We start from the raw sequence: 21,332 nt of genomic DNA on the forward strand, positions 1-21,332 counted from the left end.
TCGGATGATTTTACCTTTTTATATATGTATGCAACCCTAAGATTTTACTGATAGGGATAGGCATACGACAATTTTGGTTGCAAAAGTACAAAAAAACTTTTGCAACCTATTTGCAAATATGGAAAAATCAAATAATCAGGATGTTAAGGAGGGCAAGATAAGCCCTTGGAGGCGAATGCGGAACATTCTGATTCCAATATCTTGCCTTTTGAATGCTACAGATAACAGGACGAGGCAACTTCTGCCAAAGAGCTGGCGCAATGCCTGCAAACACTGGTGCTGCATCGAAATCCAAGTGTTGAGTAGAGACCGTAGGCGATAGCTTCACCTGCTTCACATCCATGCAATGCTTGTTCACCTGTGCGCCCAGCTTGCCTTGGCAACAGTCATGGTCCATGCTACGTTTCACGCAACAGTCAGTCACCATACCCACCATCACCTTGTCATAACGAAGGCAGTGCATGACGGTTGTACCCACGCTCAAGTAAACCACCATGAGCGAGAGCATCAAAGCCATCAATATGTTGAGCGAACGTTTCATACCTATTTTTTGCACCCCTTCCTTTTCTCGGGTTGCAAAATTAAGCATTTTCATCAGAATAAGAACTTAATACCCCCATAATTTAATGACCTTTAACGGTTGGCAAGGAGACCATCATAGTATTAGCAGGTCAACGTCATGTAGGTAAAGAGTTTTCCTAGAACCGGAATCCAAAGAACATTCTTACTCTCCATTTGTTTCTCTTCACCTGGAGGTGATCCTCATCTCCTGCTACAGAGAAATTATAAACCGCAGTGGCACCGGCAAACTTGTTGCGCCAGGAATAGACGGCCGCTCCCCGCCCCGTAATGATCGCAGATGGGAAATGATATTTCATACTGTTACGAACGGTTGGAACCTCTGCATCACTACTCCCCTCCTCTGCTTCTGCCCTCATCTTGGTATAGTCGTGGGAATATACCGTTATGGTTGGCAAGGCTGACAGATGGAACAGCAGATGGGAGGATGGGACAAGATTATATCCATACCCTGCACCGAGCGCCAACTCATTAAGACGGATGTTCATACCCTTCACCTTCGTCTTGGAACCGTCAAAACTGGCACCTATCATCCAACTTCCGGCGCTTCGTTTCTGTATGTAGCTCTGGCTGAAGGCAGCCGGAAAGGAGAATTTACGATAGTTGAAGGCATAATAGAAATTGAGATTCAGAGCCTTCTGCGATATATCACCCTTATGGACATCAATCTCGCAGGAACCCACTTTCTGGTGACCATGGAATGTCTTGGACGAGAGATAGACCACATCGAAGCCATAGCGGTTGCTGTAGGAGTTGAGATTGAACTCGTAGTCCTGGTTCTTGCCAGCCAGCTTGGCTGGATTTACAGCCAATCCAAGTCCCAATCCACGATAAGCCACGGCCATGGAGAGAGTTCCACGGCAGTCTGCCATCACTTTGGTATGCGTTTTCATTCCATCCGTCTTCGCCGTAGTTTCCAAATCTGCTCCCGAAAGATTACCTCTCAGTTTGATGGTCCATCGGGCATTGGGACGGGAGATGTAGTTAGTATCATACTTTATCTTGTAATAATTGGCAGCCAGCAGGGAATCTCCTCTGAACAATTGGCGGTCGTAGAGGCTCAATCGTCTTTGAATCTTGGCATAATGCTTCATGAACCTTTGCTTTTTCTTCTCACTCATCTTACTTTTACCCAATTCTGTCATGAGAAGAGAGTCGCCCCATTGGAGCATACATCCCCTATCGGCAGATTGCCGCAACTGGAGTCGCAGGCTATCTGCCATCATCAGCAGTTCCTTCAGCTTCTTTCGAGGCTTCCTGTTCTGTTTATTTTGGGCGATGGCAGGAGCAATCACTCCCATAGAAAATACCATTACAAGAAATGATGCTTTCAACGCCATCATTGAACCAATTTTCATTTTCCGTCTATTCATCTTACTTATCTTTTTCCTATTCCGGTACAAAAGTACAGTAAAACTCCGAAATAGGAAAGAGAAAAGCAACAAAAATAAGAATTGAAGGCTTTTTTAATAGATATCGCTTGCAAAAAAGTAAGAGAAGGAACGTTTTCTCATTCAGATAAACGTTCCTTCTCATAAACTATCTTTCCACCTTGAATATGGCGGCACTTATACCTGAAGCTTTAATCACATCAGTCTTTTTTCCTGATTTATACACAACCTTTCCTGTGGAAAGAACAGAAACAGCCTTACCACCTACGGAGCTGATATTGAGAGAGGCTGCCTTGACACCAGGATTCACGACAACAACATACTTCTCCTCACCCAAAGTACGCTCATATACCATCGGATATTCCTGACCCTTCTGGTTCAGGAGCTTCCAATCTCCCTCATTGTCAAGAGCCTTTGCAGAATGACGCAAAGCGGTCAGCTTACGGGTATATGACAGCAGAGAATTCTGATCTCCCTGCTGAGCTTCAACGGTCAACTTTCCGTTTTCCGTATCTACAGGGAAGTAAAGCTTATCGGGTGCACTCGTAGAGAATCCGGCATTCTTGCCCTTGGTCCACTGCATCGGAGTACGGGTACCCGAACGCTCATTGCTACCCTCCTTGTTAGGGAGATTCATCTGATACTTCATACCAATCTCATCACCATAATAGATAAACGGAATACCTGGCATGGTGAGGAAGAAGGTCATCGCCACCTTCAACTGGTCAGGCGTGTTGCGGGTACCGATGTTAGGACGCTGGTAATCGTGGTTGGCAGATGGAACAGCGATGTAGCCGAGATTCTTGGTGGCATTGAAAGCCTTGGTATAGTTCTCGCTAAATTCCTTAAGCGAACCCTTGCCCTGCTTGTCGAAATAGCAGTTCTTATAGCTCTGCTCCCATTTGCCCCATGGAGTCTTGCGGTCGAAGAACAGAGAAGCATATCCCTTGAGACCGAAATGGATGTAGAAATCGATGTTGAAGCCGGCAGGAATGGCTTGCTGCGGATTAGCCCACTCAGAAATCAAGACGGTCTCAGGATAGTACTTGTCCTTCCAGGCACGCATCTCATTCCAGAGTTTGGAAACCTCCTTCTTGTCGGGGTCGTTCTTGATAAGCGATGATGCCATATCTACACGGAAGCCATCCACACCCTTATCAAACCAGAAAGCCATAATGTTACGTATTTCCCTGCGGACAGCCTGTGGTCCAGGCGCATCTACGCTCTGCTCCCAAGGATGATTTGGGTCTGGATGAGCAAAGCCATAGTTCAAGGCTGGCTGGCACTCGAAGAAATTCTTCTCATAATACTTGGCACGAGGAGCATTCGCCTCCACATATCTGCCTCGGGTACTAGACTCCGGACTTGCCTCCTGATGACGAGCTTCTATTTCTTTCTTCTCACTCTCAGGGATATCATTCATCCAGATATAATAGTCGCTGTAACGCTGGTTAGGATCTTTCTCGGAAGACTCCTTAAACCAGGAACACTTGGTGCTGGAATGTCCTGCCACCAGGTCGAGACAAACCTTGATGCCACGCTTATGGGCCTCATTGACCAATGTAACCAAATCGGTATTGGTACCGAATCGAGGATCCACCTTGTAGAAATCGATGACATCATAGCCACCATCAAACCATCCCGACTCAAAGATTGGATTGAGCCAGAGGGCGTTCACCCCCAGAGACTTGATGTAATCCAACTTGGAAGTGATACCCGGCAGATCGCCAATACCGTTGCCATCAGTATCCATATAGGAAGATGGATAAATCTGATAGAAAAGTGCATCACTCAACCAAGCCGGTCCCTTCTTCTGTTCTGCCTGAACAGAAAGTGTGGTTGCCGCCAAAGCAGCAACCAACAGCATTTTATTCATTCTTTTCATGAGCATAATTATTAATTCAAGAAAACTTTCTTTCATAATAACTCAAAATTCTGCATTTTATTGTGCAAGAATGCTAATTGCAAATCCGCCACCTGCAACAGAGTTCAACTTCAAGACAGACTTGCTGGTTACAGTCTTCTTGGTGATGACATAAGCCTGAGGATTTGTCTTGTAGTTGGCATTCTTTGCATCCTGATAGATGGTAGCCACATACTTCTTTCCCTTGTCGAGGAAATCGAGCTTTACGGTAGATTGATGAGCCTTCATGCCCGTAACACCACCGACAAACCAGTTATCAGAACCCTTTGCCTTGCGGGCAGCGGTGATATACTCCATTGGTTCAGCCTCCAGATAGATAGACTTGTCCCAATCTACGGCCACATCCTTGATAAACTGGAAGGCATCCATGTGCTTCTCGTAATTCTCAGGGAAATCAGCAGCCATCTGCAATGGACTATACATGGTAACATAAAGTGCCAACTGACCGCAGATGGTAGAGTTGCAATGTGAACCATTGGCACAATCCATCTCAAAGATACCAGGGGTATAATCCATCGGACCACCCTGCAGACGGGTGAAAGGCAAGATGGCGGTATGTCCCGGTTTGGTTCCTCCGAAAGCCTGATATTCTGTACCGCGAGCACTCTCGTTGCCAATCAGGTTAGGATAAGTGCGGCAGAGACCGGTAGGACGCACAGCCTCATGGGCATTTACCATGATTTGATAATCGGCAGCACGGGTTACGGCATGCAGATAGTGATTGATTTCCAACTGACTGTAGTGATGCTCGCCACGAGGAATGATGTTGCCCACATAACCGCTCTTCACAGCATCGTAGCCATAATCCTTCATCAACTGGTAAGCTCTGTCCATATACTTCTCATAGTTCATCACAGAAGAAGAGGTCTCATGATGCATGATGAGCTTCACTCCCTTGGAATGTGCATACTCATTGAGCGCCTTGATGTCGAAATCTGGATATGGAGTCAGGAAATCGAATACCTTTTCCTTCATATAACCACTCCAGTCTTCCCAACCGATGTTCCATCCTTCTACCAAGACTGCATCGAAACCATGGGCTGCAGCAAAGTCAATGTAACGGCGCACATTGGCATTGTTGGCAGAATGCTTGCCCGATGGCTTGGCATGTACATAGTCGGTTCCATCCAACTTCACGGTAGGATAATCATGGGTATAGGCCCACTCTCCCTTACCGGAAATCATCTCCCACCATACACCCACGTACTTCACTGGGTGAATCCAGGAGGTATCCTTGATCTTGCAAGGCTCATTGAGGTTGAGAATCAAGTTGGAAGACAGAACCTTGCGGGCATCATCTGTAATGACCATGGTACGCCAAGGGCTCTTGAACGGAGTCTGCATGTATCCCTTCATTCCCTGGGCATCAGGGGTAAGCCAAGAGGTAAAGGTCATGGTCTTGTCATCCAGATTCAGGTGCATGGCTGGATAATCCACCAGAGCAGCCTCATGCAGATTGATGTAGATACCATCATCAGTCTTCAACTGGAGCGAGGTCTGTACACCGGTATCTGAAAAGACAGTCTGTGAGAGATTGCTGCTGACAGCAGCATGCAAGGCTGGACGGATGCCCGACAGGCGGGTCTTGGTGTATTCATATTCCTGGGTATCGTAATCACCAGGAATCCACCAGGCGGTATGATCGCCCGTCATGGCAAACTCTGTACGTTCTTCCTTGATGGTAAAGTAGTTGAGACTGCCTTTCTGAGGAAACTCATAGCGTAATCCTACTCCATCATCATAGACACGGAAACGGACGTTCATATAACTGTCGGTGGAATTCTGCTTCAACTCTACCAGCATATCATTATAATGATTGCGGATAGACTTGTTCTCTCCCCAAACAGGAGTCCAAGTCTCATCGAAAGTGGAAGTTTTCTCATCGATGACGCTAAAATCGGCAAGCAGGTCCTTGCCATCCTTACCACCCTTGGCGAGCTGATAACCCAGACGGCTAGGCTTGATAATGGTCTTGCCCTGATAGGTCACACTATAGGTAGGCACAGTGCCATCCAAGGTGAAGTTCACCTTGATTTGTCCGTTAGGAGAAGTGATGTCTCCAGCATCTGCCGAGATGCCAAAAGCCAACAGAAGGCTTGCGAGCAAAAAAAGTTTTTTCATGTTTTTTTGTTTAAAATTGTTTGTTGCCACAAAAGTACGGCAAAAATCAATAAGTTGGTGCGAATAGTAGGCTTTTGGTAGATTGTCGGTATCTAGAACCAATCTCATAGCTCTGAATATCAAGATTTTGCGAATTCTCAAAAAAAGCGGCTAGTAGATGCGAGATTCTCAATGTTTTTTATTATTTTTGCAGCGGAATCTAAAAACATAGGAAATATGAGACATCTTATCGTTATAATCATCACCCTGATGATACAGCCGATATACATAAAAGGAGACAACAACCAGCAATACAAGCAGCTGGATGCTGCCCTGACACAACGTGCCCATTATGTAGAGTTAAAAGAGAAAAGCTTAAACGAAATCAAGCAAGGAGCCAAGTATGTTACCAGCAACGAAGACAAATTAAAACTATACGAACAACTCGCCAACGACTACAAAGCCTACGAGTACGACTCGGCGATGACCTACGTAAACAAAGGCCTTCTCCTTGCCCAAAAGAGCAACAATATCTTATTTAACAAAAGATTCCGCCTTAGCCAAACCAGGTTATTGATCACACGGGGATTCTATGCAGAAGCAAAGGAAATTTTGCAGAAGATAGCCCCCCAAGAAGATTCACATAACTACCAGTTTCTATATTATTATACACTTTACGAACTATACAACAACTGGGCAGCCTACTGTGAAAACAATGAATTCAGCAAGAATTACAACCAGAAGAAAATGGAATACCTGAAGAAAGCAATAGAACTATCTCCAAAGAAAGATGCATTCTATTACTATCTGTTGGGAGAATTATACTATTACAGCAATCATCCCAACAATAACAGGACCATACAATACTACAAAAAAGCACTGAGCATGGAAAAGGCCAATAGCCGTCTGCATGCCATGACCGCCTTTGCGCTTTCTGAGATCTATCAGAAAGCCAACAACCTAGAGCTAATGGAGCATTACCTTCTGGTTGCAGCTATCTCAGACATCACTTCTGCCACAAAAGAAAACTTAGCCCTGCAAGACATCGCTCTCTTCATCTACAAACATAAGACAAGAAGTCTGAAAAAAGCACAGGAATACATCAACCTGTCCCTGGAAGATGCTTATGCATACAACAACCGGTTACGCCGCATTGAGATTTCATCCAAATTACAATTGATTACCAATGCCTATACAGATGACATCAAAACAACTAACAGATTGCTCAACATCGCCCTATTGGTCATTATCCTGCTCCTACTTGGAGTAGGTATTAGCAGCCTGTTCATCCGCAAGAAGAACAGGCTGCTGAAACAAAAGAAAGATGAAATCACAGCAACATCCGCAAAAATGGAAATTCTCAATGGACAGTTGCATCTCATCAACGACGAACTGAAGGATACCAACCAGAAGCGCGAAAGACTGGTAAAGGTGTATATTGACCTGTGTTATAAGAATATAGAGAGAAACAGCAAACTGCGCACCTTGGTAGTAAGAAAGATAAAAGCCAACCAAAGCAAGGAACTTCTGAGCCTCCTTTCTTCCTCAACCAATACAGAGAAAGAGAACAAGGAGTTTCTGACGGAATTCGACAAAGCTTTCCTATCTCTATACCCAACTTTTATAAGCGAGCTGAACCAGCAACTCACAGAATCGGCACACATCCAACTGAAAGAGAATGGGGAAATGCCACCCATCCTTCGTGTGTGCGCCTTGTTGCGATTAGGCATTACTGAAAGTTCCAAGATTGCCGGCATCTTGTCTTATTCACCACAAACTGTATATAACTATCGTTCCATACTCAAGAACAATGCCATAGACAAGGAGCACTTCGAGGAGAACGTACTCAAGCTCTGTATGATAATCGCATAAGATCCACTCAAGAATATCAAATCTAGAAAGGGGCTTATTACAGAACGTTGAGAATGCCAAGTTTCAGAATTCGTGCCTCAAGCTGGATATATCAAGTCTATGGGACTGAAAGCAGAGTAATATATGAATGCTGAGTAATGACATATAAAAAAGAGTGTGAGTTTCTCGGATAGAAGACTCACACTCTTTTTTATATTATCACTTATTCCTAGGAATAAAAGTTTTTAAACTACGAAGAAATCTATGTTCAGCAGTGCCGAACATAACTTATTACTAGGAGAACAGACTATTAATACTCATTCTGCTTTAAAGTACCCTTAGCAGCCTCTATTTCATCCTGAGGGATTGGCAAGTATTTCTTGCTTTCCGTCCACTGGATACGCTCAGGTATACCAAGCACATCGTATGCAGTCTTTGCCTTGTTGAGTACCTTTCCTCCACCAGGCTTCAATACCTCGGCAGCCTTGCCAAAGCGAATCAAGTCGTAGTAACGCTTGCCCTCGCCAACAAATTCCAAACGGCGTTCCTCCAAGAGATTATCAAGAGAAACAGTACGGGCAGAAGCATGAGCTCGATTGCGAACCTCATTATAATATCCCTGTGCCTTGGCTACATCACCGCCAGTGCGGAGAATCAACTCAGCGGCATTGAGCAGAGTTTCAGAATAACGATAGATACGCTGGTTGTTATCCCAACCCATGTCGACTTCACCCACAGCCCCATCATTACCACCATGGCGGCCCAAATACTTCAAAAGGAAGATTCCTGTGTTCTGATAACGGCCATTGTAAGTTACCTCATCACCCGTACGAGCCTTGTAATCGGCAGCATAATCAGCCATGTTAACAATTCCACCAGTACGGCGAATGTCATCTTTTTCATAAAGATCGTACACCTCCTTGGATACATCGCCGAAGCCCCATCCACCATTCAGCTCCTGTTTAGGAGCGTAGGAAGGATTTTCTGCCAGATGGGCAGCAGAAGCCTTATAGCTCAAGCCATCGATACCAATCAAGGTTGGCACTACGGTACCACCAGCCGCATCGGGACTTCCCCAACTACGTTTACTACCCTTGGCACAATAGTTGATTTCGTAGATTGACTCATCACACCACTCACCACTCTGTTCCCAGATGCCGGCATAATCGCTCATCAGTCTATACTTCCTGCTATTGATGATATCCTCCATATAACCGAGTGCCTGCTGATAGCGGCTCTCATCCTTCTGATACATCACGTAATCGGCAAAAAGCATCTCGGCAAAAGCCTGAGTAGCATGTCCGCTGCGGGCGGCAGTTTCCTTCATCGGCAGGGCATTGCTCTTGATAACCTCTTCCAACATGGCTATTACCTTATTATATACCTCGCTGGCTGAAAGCTGCTCGGCAATATAAGGGGACTCCAGATTCTTCTCGTAATAAGGCACATTGCCCCAGAACTTCCAAAGCTGCAGATAATAAAAAGCCTTCAAGGTCTTTGCCTCTGCAATATAAGTAGCCTTCTCGGCATCAGAAAGCACTGTAGTCTCATCGACATCCTTGATCACCAAGTTGGAACGGTTGATACCCGAATAGCTGGTTGTCCATGCACCCTTGAAGTTCAACAGACTGGTACTCTTATACTGCGAAGCCAAGTGCATTTCTGTCTGGTCGTTAGTATTGCCACCACCCACATAGATATCATCGCCCTGCGCATCAGATACCAGGAAGAGAGGACATATGCCATTATATTGATCATACCAAGCCATAGGAGCGTATGCTGCGGTAAGCGCTTCATCCACATGCGCCTTGGTGTTGTAATAACCATCGATAGGCAAGCTGCTTGCTGGATCTACGCTTAGGAAATCATCGCCGCAAGAAGACAACGACAATGCCATACCTGCCATTGCACTATATAATAATATATTTTTTGCTTTCATCATTGTTTCTTTTTAATATGTTCTACTTAATTCTGAATGATATTTATTTAGAATGTCACATTGGCACCCACGGTGATGGTTCGATTCTGCGGATAGAATCCACGGTCGATACCCGACTGTGTACCACTGTAAATCTCCGGTTCCATACCCTTGTAACTTGTAAAAGTGAGCAGGTTTTCGGCTGCTACATAGAAACGGAGATTAGAGATGAATACCGTCTCCGTCCATTTCTTCGGCAGGGTAACCCCCAGCTGGATGTTCTTCAGACGAACATAGGAACCATTCTTGATGTAGAGGTCAGACACCTTATTATTATCAATGGCTGTTGACCAGGCGAAACGCGGCATAGTATTGGATGTGCCCTCACCGTGCCAACGACCCATAAACGCTTCAGGAAGATTGGCATAACGGAGATCCACACGGCGAGTGGTATCGAAGATTTTGTTGCCGAAGGAACCTGCCCACAACATAGAGAAGTCGAGCATCTTCCAGCTGGCCCCCAGATTGAAACCGAAAGTCCAATCAGGATCACCCTTACCGATATTAGTCTTATCGGCATCATCAATCTTTCCATCACCATTATAATCTACAAAGATTACATCACCCGGCTGCGCATTTGGCTGCAATTTCACTCCCTTATCATTCACATAAGCATCTACCTGAGCCTGATTCTGGAAGATACCAGCCGTCTTGTAACCATAGAAGAAAGGATATGGCTGACCGTTTTCTGCACGGCTCACATTACCGATCAGGTGAACCTCGTCCGATGTTTCATAACCGGTATCATTGCCCAGATTGATCAACTTGTTCTTCAGATAACTGGCATTGGCGTTGATGTTGAAAGCCCAATCGCCCTTACGGAACTTGTATCCCAGTTCAAACTCGATACCGCTATTCTCCATATCGCCCACATTACCCCAAGGCTTTGATTCGCCCAAGTAAGAAGGCACACTCATGGTTTTCAGCATACCATTGGTTTTCTTCTTAAACCAATCTACCGTGAACGTCAGGGCATTATTGAAGAAGCTGAAATCCAATCCAGCATCATACTGCTCGCTCTCCTCCCACTTCAAGTCGGCATTAGGAGTTCCCGATGGCTTACTACCACCTATGATTACCTGGTTGCCAGCACCACCAAAGGTATAGTTGTTGCCTATAGCCACATTGGCAGTATATCTGAAAGCACCGATAGCCTCGTTACCATTCTTACCCCAACTCAGGCGGAGCTTCATCTTGCTAAACCACTCAGGACGTTTTTCCATGAACTTTTCATTCGTCACATTCCAACCCAATGATACAGAAGGGAAGGTACCCCACTTGTTGTTCGGGCCGAAATTGGAAGAGCCATCACGGCGAATGGTAAACTGAGCCATATAACGCTCGGCATAGTTATAAGAGAGTCGACCGAAATAAGAAGCCAAGGTATGAGGGCTGAACAATCCACCCGATACATCCCGCTTGCCATCGGTAGCCATACCAGTGGTGAAATCAAGGTTTGCCTTGCCAGGATCCAGAGCTATCATATCCTGAGCAGAGCCACTAATATTACGTCCGGAATATTTGATAGCAGATTGTCCAACTACAGCCGAGAAATTATGCTCTCCCAACTGCTTATTATAGGTCAGGATATTCTCAACCTGCCAACGGTTGCCACGATTCATGGAACTCCAGACAGATGACTTGTCATTATGCCGATCAGCATTCAAATAGTATGGAAGAGTCCATCCGTCAGTCCCCCAGAAACTGAGATCAACGCCATAAGAAGTCTTAAACTTCAGGTTATCCCAAATGCCCAGCTCTGCCCAGAAGTTAGCAACGAACTTATCAGAATTATTCTTTTCTCCAGGCAGAGAGAGCCATCCCAAAGGATTGGAAAGATCATTGAAGTTCTTGTTTGGCACATTAAGCAACCTGCCCGTTTTCTTGTCTCTTACCAAAGGACCATATTTCGCAATTTCTCCAGCATACTGCGAATTGAGAGCAGCCTCATCTTCAGCATAGACACTCATCAATGGAGAAAGGAACATGGCATTACCAAGGGCAGAAAGACCGCCAATATCGTTGATATTCATACTGGTATTGTTGATGCGGGAATAAGCCAGATTAACACCCACCTTACCCGTCTTGAGCCAGTTACGCACCTTGCTCTGGTCGAAGACAACATAGGTATTGTTACTTCTTACTGTCATACGCTCGTAGTTGGCACGTCCATAATCTCCACCTATCACACCTTCACTCTTATAGTAACCCAGAGAGAGATAGTAATTAAACTTCTCTGATGCACCGCTGATGCTCAACTGATGATTCTGTACAGGAGCATTATCATTGTAGAGCACATCCTGCCAATTGGTATCGCTGGAACCCATATTCTTCAGGATATTATCGATATCTTTTTCACCAGCGTATGCAGCAGCCTCCTTCATCAGGGTAGTATATTGCTCGGCATTGAGCAGTTTGCGCTTACGCCAAGGATTCTGCCATCCTATGGAGAAATCATACTTAACCATCGTCTTGCCGATACTACCAGTCTTGGTGGTAACAAGAACTACACCATTGGCTGCACGCGCACCATACACAGCACCCGAAGCAGCATCTTTCAGGATTTCGATACTCTGAATATCACTAGGATTCAAATAGTCGATACCACCCTCAATAGGCATTCCATCTACGATGTAGAGAGGGTCGGCACTATTCACGGTACCCGTACCACGTATGCGAATCTTGCTGCCAGCACCAGGCTGACCACCGGCAGTAGTAACCTGTACACCAGATACCAATCCCTTGAGAGCAGCATCCACACGCACAGGCTGAGTTTTTCCCAGTTCATCAGCTCCAATCTTGGCAATAGAAGCGGTAACTACGCTCTTTTTCTGCGTACCATAACCTACTACCACCACTTCGTCGAGGGTTTTATCATCTTGTTTCAGGGTGATGCGCATATTAGCAGATGGCTTCACCTCTACATTCTGATAACCCACATAAGTAATTACCAGAGGTTGGCTGGCATCTGTCTCAATGGAGAAGTTACCATCCAGATCGGTAATTGTACCTGTTCCCCTATTGCCTTTCACCTGGATGGTGGCACCGATAACAGGTTCACCTTGGTCATCCAACACAACACCTTTAAAGATGTTCTTCTGTGCAAACGTTGACGCCGACATTAATAATGCGGAAGCCAGCAATAAACTTTTTGTTTTCATATTTTGAAAGTTTGTTTAGAATTGATTTTATTCATTATTAATATATGTTAGTTGCGAAGTATTTCTCCGTTGTTGATACGAAGGTTGGTTTCGTGCCAATTGGAGAATGCACTTAGGCATTTATGCGATTGCAAATTTAATAGGATTTTTCGAACTTTCCTAACCCCATTAATAGAATAGTGGAACGAAAACAACCCTAGAACGCAATAACGACCTCATTTACAAAAGGTTTTCATAATCTTCCATACCATTGAAAGTGGATGGAATAAAAATTGTATTTTGTACCCTTCTTATCCATCAATTATTTCTACAACTCTTTCATCATTTTCATTTATTTCCACTTTTAGCCACATTTCTATTTTTCATATCTCACTTTTTATCAAGCACTTATAAAAATCACAGATAACATTTTTCCACTTTTTCTTTACAAGCACTCGGTTTATACCTTATTATTTAGTAACTTTGCAACCGAAAATGACAGATACGCATTTTCATAACTAACAATTTTATATTCATAAGAAATAATATTCACAAGAAACATGAAACACTTCATTCTATCCTGCGCACTATCGATGGCGGCTATAGCCACCTCCAGCGCACAACAAACTGGTCAGTTGCCTGTCTATCTCGACAACACCAAACCTGTAGAACAACGCATCGACGATGCCATTGCCCGAATGACACTTCAAGAGAAGATTCGCATCATTCATGCACAGAGTAAGTTTTCCTCAGCAGGAGTTCCCCGTTTGGGATTTCCAGACTTCTGGACAGATGATGGCCCTCACGGTGTTCGCCCTGATGTATTGTGGGACGAATGGGAGCAGGCTGGTCAGACCAATGACTCCTGCGTTGCCTTCCCAGCCCTCACCTGCCTGGCAGCATCCTGGAACCCACAGATGAGCAGAATCTATGGAGAAGCATTAGGCGAAGAGGCACTGTATCGGGGAAAAGACATGATTCTAGGTCCTGGCGTGAACATCTATCGCACCCCATTGAACGGACGCAACTTCGAATATATGGGTGAAGATCCTTACCTGGCAAGCATCATGGTTGTACCTTATATCCAAGGATTACAGTCTAAGGGAGTATCAGCCTGCGTAAAGCATTACTGCCTCAATAACGAGGAGGAATACCGTCATCAGGTAAACGTCATCGTGAGCGACCGTGCCCTCCATGAAATCTATCTCCCAGCCTTCAAGGCTGCTGTAGAGAAAGGTAAGACTTGGGGAATCATGGGTGCATACAATCTCTACAAGAACGAACACAACTGCCACAACCAGTGGACACTGAACAAGATTCTGAAGGGCGACTGGAAATATGACGGCGTAGTGGTAAGCGACTGGGGAGGCGCACACGATACCGACCAAGCCGTGAAGAACGGGCTCGACATAGAGTTCGGCACATGGACGAACGGATTGACCATGGGTGCCAGCAATGCCTACGATAATTACTACCTTGCCGTACCATATATAAAAGGTATCCAGGAAGGTAAATACACCACCAAGGAGTTGGATGAAAAGGTGCGCCGCGTATTGCGCCTCTTCTATCGCACCACCATGAATCCGAACCGTCCTCACGGTTTCCTCTGTTCTGAAAGTCACTATGCTGCAGCCAGACAGATTGCCGAAGAAGGCATCGTACTACTCCAGAACAAGAGCCATGTGCTTCCTATCAATACCCAGAAAACACAACGTGTTTTGGTAGTAGGAGAAAATGCCGTGAAAATGATGACCGTGGGTGGAGGCAGCTCTTCTCTCAAGGTACAGCGGGAGATTTCGCCACTCGACGGATTAAAATCTCGACTGGAAAAAGATAATGTAGAAGTGGAGTTTGCCCGAGGTTATGTAGGCGATGTAAGCGGAAATTACAATGGCGTAACTACCGGACAGAATCTGGAGGACAAACGCAGCGAGGCTGAGCTGATAGCCGAAGCCGTAGAAAAAGCCAAGCATGCTGATTACGTGGTGATGTTTGGCGGCTTGAACAAGAGTGATTATCAGGATTGCGAAGGTCACGACCGCAAACAGCTTGAATTGCCATACGCTCAAGACAAGCTCATCGAGGCTTTGGCTAAAGCCAACAAGAACTTCATCTATGTGAATATCTCAGGTAATGCTGTGGCTATGCCTTGGAAAGAAAAAGTGGCTGGCATCATTCAGGGATGGTATATCGGTAGCGAAAGCGGTAAAGCTCTGGCTTCTATCCTCACCGGCGACAAGAATCCTAGCGGCAAATTACCATTCACATGGGTAAACTCATTGCAGGAAGTGGGTGCCCACGCATTAAACACCTATCCGGGCACCTGGCGCAAGGAAGGTGGAGCCAAGACTGAGGGCAACATCATTGATGAGGAGTATAAGGAAGGCATCTACGTAGGTTACCGTTGGACTGATAAGAAAAACATCAAGCCAGCATTCGCCTTTGGACATGGATTGAGCTACACTCAGTTTGCCATCTCTAATCTTCGCAGTGATAAGAATCTGATGAATCAGAATGACTCTATAACCTTTACCGTGAATGTAAAGAACTCTGGTAAACGTGCCGGTGCAGAAACCATCCAGCTCTATATCCATGATGTAAAGGCTTCTGTCGATCGCCCTTACAAGGAGCTGAAGGGATTCCAGAAGGTTTACCTGCAGCCGGGAGAGAGCAAGGATGTAAACATCACCATCAATAAGCAGGCACTCAGCTTCTATGATGAAACAGCTGCATCCTGGAAGGCAGAAGCAGGCAAGTTTGAGGCACTCGTCGGAAATGCTTCCGATCAGCTGAAACTCAAAAAGGCGTTTGAACTGAAATAAAACAAAAAAAAGGTTCCTTTGGAGATTTTCAAACTCCACAAGGAACCTTTTTTATCACCCAGTATAAGTTTGCACCAAACTTATACCGAATATCATCTCATTCCAATCTGCTTTACCTTTGTTTCAAATTCATCTCTTTCACAGATGGCTCCATTCTTTACCTTGGCACGGTAATTATAAATGGTGTTTACCGAATAATGCAGAAATTCTGCGATTTTAGAACTATCTTCGATACCCAGGCGAATAAGAGCAAAGATGCGAATGGTGGTAGAAAGTTTACTGTCATCCTCCAAGACGATACGCTCCTCAGGCTTCAAAAGAGCATTGAATTCCTCCACAAAATCAGGGAAGAGTTTCAGAAACGCAGCATCAAAGTAATCGTATAACTCGCCGATATACTCATGATCGGTTTGCATCATATCTATCAATTTGGTCAACTCACGCTGCTTGACCAGCTTCACCACGCGCTTGCGCATGGTTTCTATCTTATCCACATAGATAGCACAGAGACGCAAGAATCGGCCAATATAGACTTCTTTCATCTTATTGCTCTCATTCAAGCTACCATAAGCCTGCTCTAAGTTTCTGTTGGTTTGCTGCAATTCCCTATTGGTTTGTTCCAGATTCTTATTCGCCTTTTCCAATTCCTTATGAGCCAAGGCAAGACGACGGCGCTGCTTGTTTACATACAGAAGCAGGGTACATACTAATACTAAAAGTACTACAGATACTGCTATCATCAGTTTAAGCTGCCGGTTACTCTGCGTAATTTCCTTCTGATAAGTACCCTCAACGGCAGAGAGCAACGGCATGATTTGGCGACTTCGAAGAGCGGTATTGAAAATGCGGGCTGCATTCCATGCAAACTTGATGTAAGTATAGGTATGGGCAAACTCCTTTTGGTTTTGATTCAGAAGATTGGCAAGTTCCCACATTGAGCCCTGATCCATCACCGCCGTACGGACATCACAAAGAGCCGAGACAAGGAGGTAATAGATGGCATCCTCATCCTTATTGAGCTGCTTGCAGATCACCGCCCTATAGTAAGCCACGATAGCATATTCATGCGTTCCAGGCTTTACCTGCTTCATACGCAAATTGCTATAATACAAAGCACCCTTCAGGTCGTTAGCACTACGACAGTCTTCCTCCATCATCTGCAGGTATCTATCGTCTGTATGCGAAAAAATTCTGGCTATCTGTTTCTTCATCACTTGCGCCTTTTGTGCATAATGCTCTTTCAATGACGGCACATTGCTATAAAAAGCCAGCTCTCCATAAAGATGCTGACCAGCCCAAAGATAGTTGCGATACCCTTCTGCATCAAGCTTAGTAGTATCCATCTTGTTCAGCAGACTATACGATTCCACATAATCACCTATAGTAGAACTCTGAAAAGCAAGCAGCGATATAGCATTGCCCTTTTTTGCCTGATCGCCCATACGCTCAGCCAAGGCAATGCAACGATTCAGATAACTCACGGCTGAATCGTTTTTATAAGCCTGATACTCCTGAAAAAGAGCAAAACTCATTTGGTACCTTGCTCCATCATTCTTGCAAGCATTCAGTTGACTTGCAAGTTTGGCTATACGTCCCTCACGCACTGCCACATAACGAGGCGACTGCAGAATGGCTTCATCCAGACATTGATAAAGAGAATCTAAATTATACTTTGCAGCATTGGCTATATGCGTCAACAGCAACAAGCATATCAGTAAGAACCATCTATTCTTCATTATTTGTTACGCTTTAAGAAATTGTATATAGGTTTGATTTTTTTTAAATCATTTTCAACTTTTTGACTTCCTTTGCAGAATGCCGATGCAAATATAATCATTTTTTCAGATAATGCCAAAACATAAGGATATTTTTTTGCCTTTTTCTGCTGTTTTACATCCACTTTTTCATCTGGCACGCCAATTCATAACGACATCATTATCAACTCCTTTTTCTTCTTTAACAGAAAAAACAATCCACATTTTCACCCTTTATGCTATGTGGGCTCAAGTTTTTTTATTACTTTTGCAAAACAATACTAGCAATGATATAAGTTGCATAATAACCATACTAACATTATAAACATGAGAACAGCATTCATATCACTATCATTTCTGCTGGCTGGCTCGCTGATGGTTCCTGCCATCGCCCATACACCCGCCAGCAAGAAGAAAGTTGCTACAACAACTCAAAAAGGTAAAATCCTGCCGATGAAGGAGTATATCGACCAGCTGATGGCAAAGATGACTCTGCAGGAGAAAATCGGTCAGCTCAACCTGATGGTGGCTGGCGATATCACTACCGGTGGAGCCCTGGACACCCAGGTAGGTGGCGACATTGCAAAAGGCAACATGGGCGGCGTATTCAACATCAAGGGACTCGACAAAATCAAGGCTCTCCAGGACATCGCCATCAAGAACAGCCGTCTGGGCATTCCGCTGCTGGTGGGCATGGACGTAATCCATGGTTACGAGACGATATTCCCTATCCCCCTCGCCCTCTCCTGCTCCTGGGATACAGAAGCGATGAAGAAGGTAGGCGAAGTATCGGCTAAGGAAGCCAGTGCTGCAGGAATCAACTGGACTTACTCGCCTATGGTAGATATTGCACTCGATGCCCGATGGGGACGAATCAGCGAGGGTAACGGAGAGGATCCTTACCTGAGCGGCGTGATGGGTGCCGCACTCACACAGGGTTATCAGGGTGCCGACATGCGCACAGAGGAGATTTTGAGAGCAGATAGAATCATGGCTTGCCTCAAGCACTTTGCCCTCTACGGAGCCGTGGAGAGCGGAAAGGAATACAACACCGTGGATATGAGTCGCATACGCATGATGAACCAATACCTGCCTCCTTACGAAGCCGTGGTAAAGGCTGGCGTAGGCAGCGTAATGTCTTCGTTCAACCTGATAGATTATACCCCTGCCACCGCCAACCACTGGATGATGACCGATGTCTTGAGAAAACAATGGGGATTCAAGGGCTTTCTCGTAACAGATTATGCATCTATCGCCGAGATTCTGAACCACGGCACTGCCAAGGATCTGAAAGAAGCTTCAGAACAGGCACTCCTGGCTGGTACGGATATGGATATGTGCTCCAATGCCTTCGTCAAGCATCTGGCACAAAGCGTGGCAGAGGGCAAGGTGACGGAGGAAGACATCAACACTGCCTGCCGCCGCATCCTCGAGGCAAAATACAAACTGGGATTGTTCAGCAATCCTTACCGCTACTGCAATACCAAGCGAAACAAGACCGACATCTACTCTGCCGAAAACCGACAGATAGCTCGCGACGTAGCAGCCGAGACCTTCGTGCTTCTGAAAAATGAAGGAAATCTTCTTCCTCTGAAGAAACAGGGAAAGATAGCGCTGATTGGTCCTCTTGCAGATACCCGCAACAATATAGCTGGCACATGGAGTGTAGCTCAGGCTCCAGAGAAATACACCACTATCAAGGAGGCGATGGAGAAGGCACTCGATGGCAAAGCCACCTTATTATACGCACAGGGCAGCAATATCTGGCGCGATAGGGAACTTCAGAAGAACGGCGAACAGGGCAAATCTATCGCCTGGGGAGATGAAGTAAAGATGAAGAACGAGGCACTGCAGATAGCAAAGGAAGCAGATGTGATAGTATGCGCCATGGGCGAAACTGCCGACATGAGCGGTGAATGCGCAAGCCGTACTAATCTGGAAATGCCGGATGTGCAGCAAGAACTTCTGGCAGAACTCGCAAAGACGGGAAAACCAGTCGTATTGCTCAACTTTGCCGGTCGTCCTACGGTTTTGTCATGGGAGAATGAACACATTCCTGCCATCATGAACGTATGGTTTGGTGGTTCTGAAGTGGGAGATGCACTTTGCGACGTCATCTTCGGCGACAAGGTTCCATCAGGTAAGCTCACCACTTCCATGCCAAAGACAACCGGACAGGAGCCTCTCTACTACAATCATCAGAATACGGGAAGACCAGTACCTGATGACAATCAGAAATTTGCCAAGTTTGCCAGCAATTGTCTGGATGTAAGCAATGGTCCTCTCTATCCATTCGGCTATGGATTGAGCTACACCACTTTCGAGTATGGCGATTTGAAGCTGAGCAGCCATGAAGTCAATATGGATGACCGGAAGATTACAGCCACCATCAACGTAAAGAATACAGGCAGCCGTGATGCCGACGAGATAGTTCAGCTCTATATCCGTGATATGGTTGCCAGCATCTCCCGCCCTGTCAAGGAACTGAAAGGTTTCCAGCGCATCCATCTGGCTGCAGGAGAAAGCAGGGAAATCAGCTTCTACATCACCCCTGAAATGCTCAAATTCTATAACGCTGAATTAAGGCATGTGATTGAACCAGGCGACTTCCAGATTATGGTGGGAGGAAACAGTAAAGAAGTAAAGACCCAGAATCTTACTGTTAAGAACTAGTGCCAAAAGCAAATGAACATGCAATGATAGATACAAGACTGTAAGTTTTCAGGAAATCCCGGCAGGAGATGGCATACAGCTATTCTCTTGCCGGGATTTTTAGTAATGTAGCTTAGCCCCTTGAATTTTCCATTTTCCAGGAGATAAATACTAAGCCCTTATTCCTCCCCATTCAGGCATTCGCCCGTCTCATAACTCTTCGTCATATCCTTTAAGATACCAATCATCTCCTGCCTCAGACTCTCGGGCTTCAGTACGATGATATTTCTGCCATGCCACAACAATTCCTGAAGAAAATCACGGCTGGGGCGAATGGTGAGGGTATATTCCCGATACATTCCATCTTTCGACTCCTTTACTTTCTGCTGACTCTCGTGCAGCGGAACCTCCTCTATGTAATTGTATTCCGGATAGAAGGCACGGATGCGGATTTGCTCCACGGGCACATCTTCCATCCGATAAATGCCAAAGCAATCTTCATAATAATTCTCTGGAGTCAGGAACTTCTTCATCTTTGCCGACAACGGATGCTTCTCGCAAATAAGCTTCAGGAAACTGATGCGGTCGAAAGGAAGACAGCGAACGAGTTTTCTCACATCTACCTCTGCACTTGAATTCTTAACTCCCACAACGTACCACCGTTGTTTGAAATATCTCACGAAAGCCGGTTGTAACACGATATCGCTCTCTGCTCCAAACCCCGAAACATACTTAAACTTCAGCAGATATTGCTTATCTATCGCTGCAAGAATATCATCCAGATATTCCGTGTTGTATGGCGGCGTATCGAGCATCACCTTGTTATGAAATTTCAGCATATCACCAAGCGAAGCCAACCGCAGGGAACTCAGCATCCATTCCGTTACATCATCATTAGCGATCGGATCACGCTTCAGATAATACCGATAGCCGTCGCTCTTGTCGCATTCCACAGTAATGCCAAACTGCGACTGGATATTTTCACGATAACGATGAAAGGTACGTTTGTCCAGCTCATCCTCATCCTGATTAGCGTTGGCATCACGCCACTCATTAGCAATCTCCTCAAAGGTAAGATGCTTACGATCCAAGAGGCCTATCAGCCAACTATAGAATTTTACACGATTGTCCATATATCTAA

12 protein-coding genes are annotated in these 21,332 nt (G+C 45.3%); 3 read left to right on the forward strand and 9 right to left on the reverse strand.

Annotated elements, in window-relative coordinates; genetic code table 11:
• Positions 1 to 127: 127 nt before the first annotated feature.
• The 4 genes from CFT61_RS13185 to CFT61_RS13200 form a co-directional block, all read right to left on the reverse strand.
• A complete protein-coding gene (locus tag CFT61_RS13185) occupies positions 128 to 541 on the reverse strand; it encodes a hypothetical protein (protein WP_089544876.1) in 414 nt (137 codons plus the stop codon).
• Between the two features lie 157 nt (positions 542 to 698).
• Positions 699 to 1,937 carry a DUF4421 family protein gene (locus CFT61_RS13190; RefSeq protein ID WP_176425610.1) on the reverse strand — a complete coding sequence of 413 codons (1,239 nt, stop codon included), beginning with the start codon at positions 1,935 to 1,937 and terminating at the stop codon, positions 699 to 701.
• Between the two features lie 181 nt (positions 1,938 to 2,118).
• Complete coding sequence (locus tag CFT61_RS13195) at positions 2,119 to 3,846, reverse strand: alpha-amylase family glycosyl hydrolase (RefSeq protein WP_089544896.1); 1,728 nt, start codon at positions 3,844 to 3,846, stop codon at positions 2,119 to 2,121.
• A gap of 66 nt (positions 3,847 to 3,912) precedes the next feature.
• Positions 3,913 to 6,015, reverse strand: coding sequence for a glycoside hydrolase family 97 protein (locus CFT61_RS13200; protein ID WP_089544878.1), 2,103 nt, complete (start codon positions 6,013 to 6,015; stop codon positions 3,913 to 3,915).
• Between the two features lie 216 nt (positions 6,016 to 6,231).
• Between CFT61_RS13200 and CFT61_RS13205 the strand changes: the two genes are divergently transcribed.
• On the forward strand, positions 6,232 to 7,866 hold the full coding sequence (locus CFT61_RS13205) for a DUF6377 domain-containing protein (RefSeq protein ID WP_089544879.1): 1,635 nt from the start codon (positions 6,232 to 6,234) through the stop codon (positions 7,864 to 7,866).
• A 289-nt stretch (positions 7,867 to 8,155) separates the two neighbouring features.
• Here CFT61_RS13205 and CFT61_RS13210 read toward each other — a convergent pair whose 3' ends face one another.
• Both CFT61_RS13210 and CFT61_RS13215 read right to left on the reverse strand, forming a co-directional pair.
• Positions 8,156 to 9,787, reverse strand: a complete 1,632-nt coding sequence (locus CFT61_RS13210) for a RagB/SusD family nutrient uptake outer membrane protein (protein WP_301331336.1) — start codon at positions 9,785 to 9,787, stop codon at positions 8,156 to 8,158.
• A 44-nt stretch (positions 9,788 to 9,831) separates the two neighbouring features.
• Positions 9,832 to 12,984, reverse strand: coding sequence for a SusC/RagA family TonB-linked outer membrane protein (locus CFT61_RS13215; RefSeq protein ID WP_089544880.1), 3,153 nt, complete (start codon positions 12,982 to 12,984; stop codon positions 9,832 to 9,834).
• A gap of 539 nt (positions 12,985 to 13,523) precedes the next feature.
• Between CFT61_RS13215 and CFT61_RS13220 the strand changes: the two genes are divergently transcribed.
• Positions 13,524 to 15,785, forward strand: a complete 2,262-nt coding sequence (locus tag CFT61_RS13220) for a glycoside hydrolase family 3 C-terminal domain-containing protein (protein WP_089544881.1) — start codon at positions 13,524 to 13,526, stop codon at positions 15,783 to 15,785.
• A 92-nt stretch (positions 15,786 to 15,877) separates the two neighbouring features.
• Here CFT61_RS13220 and CFT61_RS13225 read toward each other — a convergent pair whose 3' ends face one another.
• On the reverse strand, positions 15,878 to 17,521 hold the full coding sequence (locus CFT61_RS13225; RefSeq protein ID WP_089544882.1) for a DUF6377 domain-containing protein: 1,644 nt from the start codon (positions 17,519 to 17,521) through the stop codon (positions 15,878 to 15,880).
• Positions 17,521 to 17,700 carry a hypothetical protein gene (locus CFT61_RS13230; protein WP_089544883.1) on the reverse strand — a complete coding sequence of 60 codons (180 nt, stop codon included), beginning with the start codon at positions 17,698 to 17,700 and terminating at the stop codon, positions 17,521 to 17,523. The genes CFT61_RS13225 and CFT61_RS13230 overlap by 1 nt, the downstream gene beginning before the upstream one ends.
• 166 nt (positions 17,701 to 17,866) lie before the next feature.
• Here CFT61_RS13230 and bglX point away from each other — a divergent pair, with 166 nt between their 5' ends.
• Positions 17,867 to 20,212 carry a beta-glucosidase BglX gene (gene bglX / locus CFT61_RS13235; protein WP_089544884.1) on the forward strand — a complete coding sequence of 782 codons (2,346 nt, stop codon included), beginning with the start codon at positions 17,867 to 17,869 and terminating at the stop codon, positions 20,210 to 20,212.
• 158 nt (positions 20,213 to 20,370) lie between these two features.
• Here bglX and CFT61_RS13240 read toward each other — a convergent pair whose 3' ends face one another.
• Positions 20,371 to 21,324: a helix-turn-helix transcriptional regulator gene (locus tag CFT61_RS13240; protein WP_089544885.1), complete on the reverse strand. Its 954-nt coding sequence runs from the start codon at positions 21,322 to 21,324 to the stop codon at positions 20,371 to 20,373.
• Positions 21,325 to 21,332: the final 8 nt, after the last annotated feature.

It is taken from the genome of Segatella copri (assembly GCF_002224675.1).
Lineage (GTDB): Bacteria > Bacteroidota > Bacteroidia > Bacteroidales > Bacteroidaceae > Prevotella > Prevotella copri_U.

Bases quoted from the DNA above. Each gene is read 5' to 3' on its own strand.
- CFT61_RS13185 (WP_089544876.1), bottom strand. From the start codon at position 541: ATGAAACGTTCGCTCAACATATTGATGGCTTTGATGCTCTCGCTCATG.
- CFT61_RS13225 (WP_089544882.1), bottom strand. From the start codon at position 17,521: ATGAAGAATAGATGGTTCTTACTGATATGCTTGTTGCTGTTGACGCAT.
- CFT61_RS13200 (WP_089544878.1), bottom strand. From the start codon at position 6,015: ATGAAAAAACTTTTTTTGCTCGCAAGCCTTCTGTTGGCTTTTGGCATC.
- CFT61_RS13190 (WP_176425610.1), bottom strand. From the start codon at position 1,937: ATGAAAATTGGTTCAATGATGGCGTTGAAAGCATCATTTCTTGTAATG.
- CFT61_RS13240 (WP_089544885.1), bottom strand. From the start codon at position 21,324: ATGGACAATCGTGTAAAATTCTATAGTTGGCTGATAGGCCTCTTGGAT.
- bglX (WP_089544884.1), top strand. From the start codon at position 17,867: ATGAGAACAGCATTCATATCACTATCATTTCTGCTGGCTGGCTCGCTG.
- CFT61_RS13215 (WP_089544880.1), bottom strand. From the start codon at position 12,984: ATGAAAACAAAAAGTTTATTGCTGGCTTCCGCATTATTAATGTCGGCG.
- CFT61_RS13195 (WP_089544896.1), bottom strand. From the start codon at position 3,846: ATGAATAAAATGCTGTTGGTTGCTGCTTTGGCGGCAACCACACTTTCT.
- CFT61_RS13220 (WP_089544881.1), top strand. From the start codon at position 13,524: ATGAAACACTTCATTCTATCCTGCGCACTATCGATGGCGGCTATAGCC.
- CFT61_RS13210 (WP_301331336.1), bottom strand. From the start codon at position 9,787: ATGATGAAAGCAAAAAATATATTATTATATAGTGCAATGGCAGGTATG.
- CFT61_RS13205 (WP_089544879.1), top strand. From the start codon at position 6,232: ATGAGACATCTTATCGTTATAATCATCACCCTGATGATACAGCCGATA.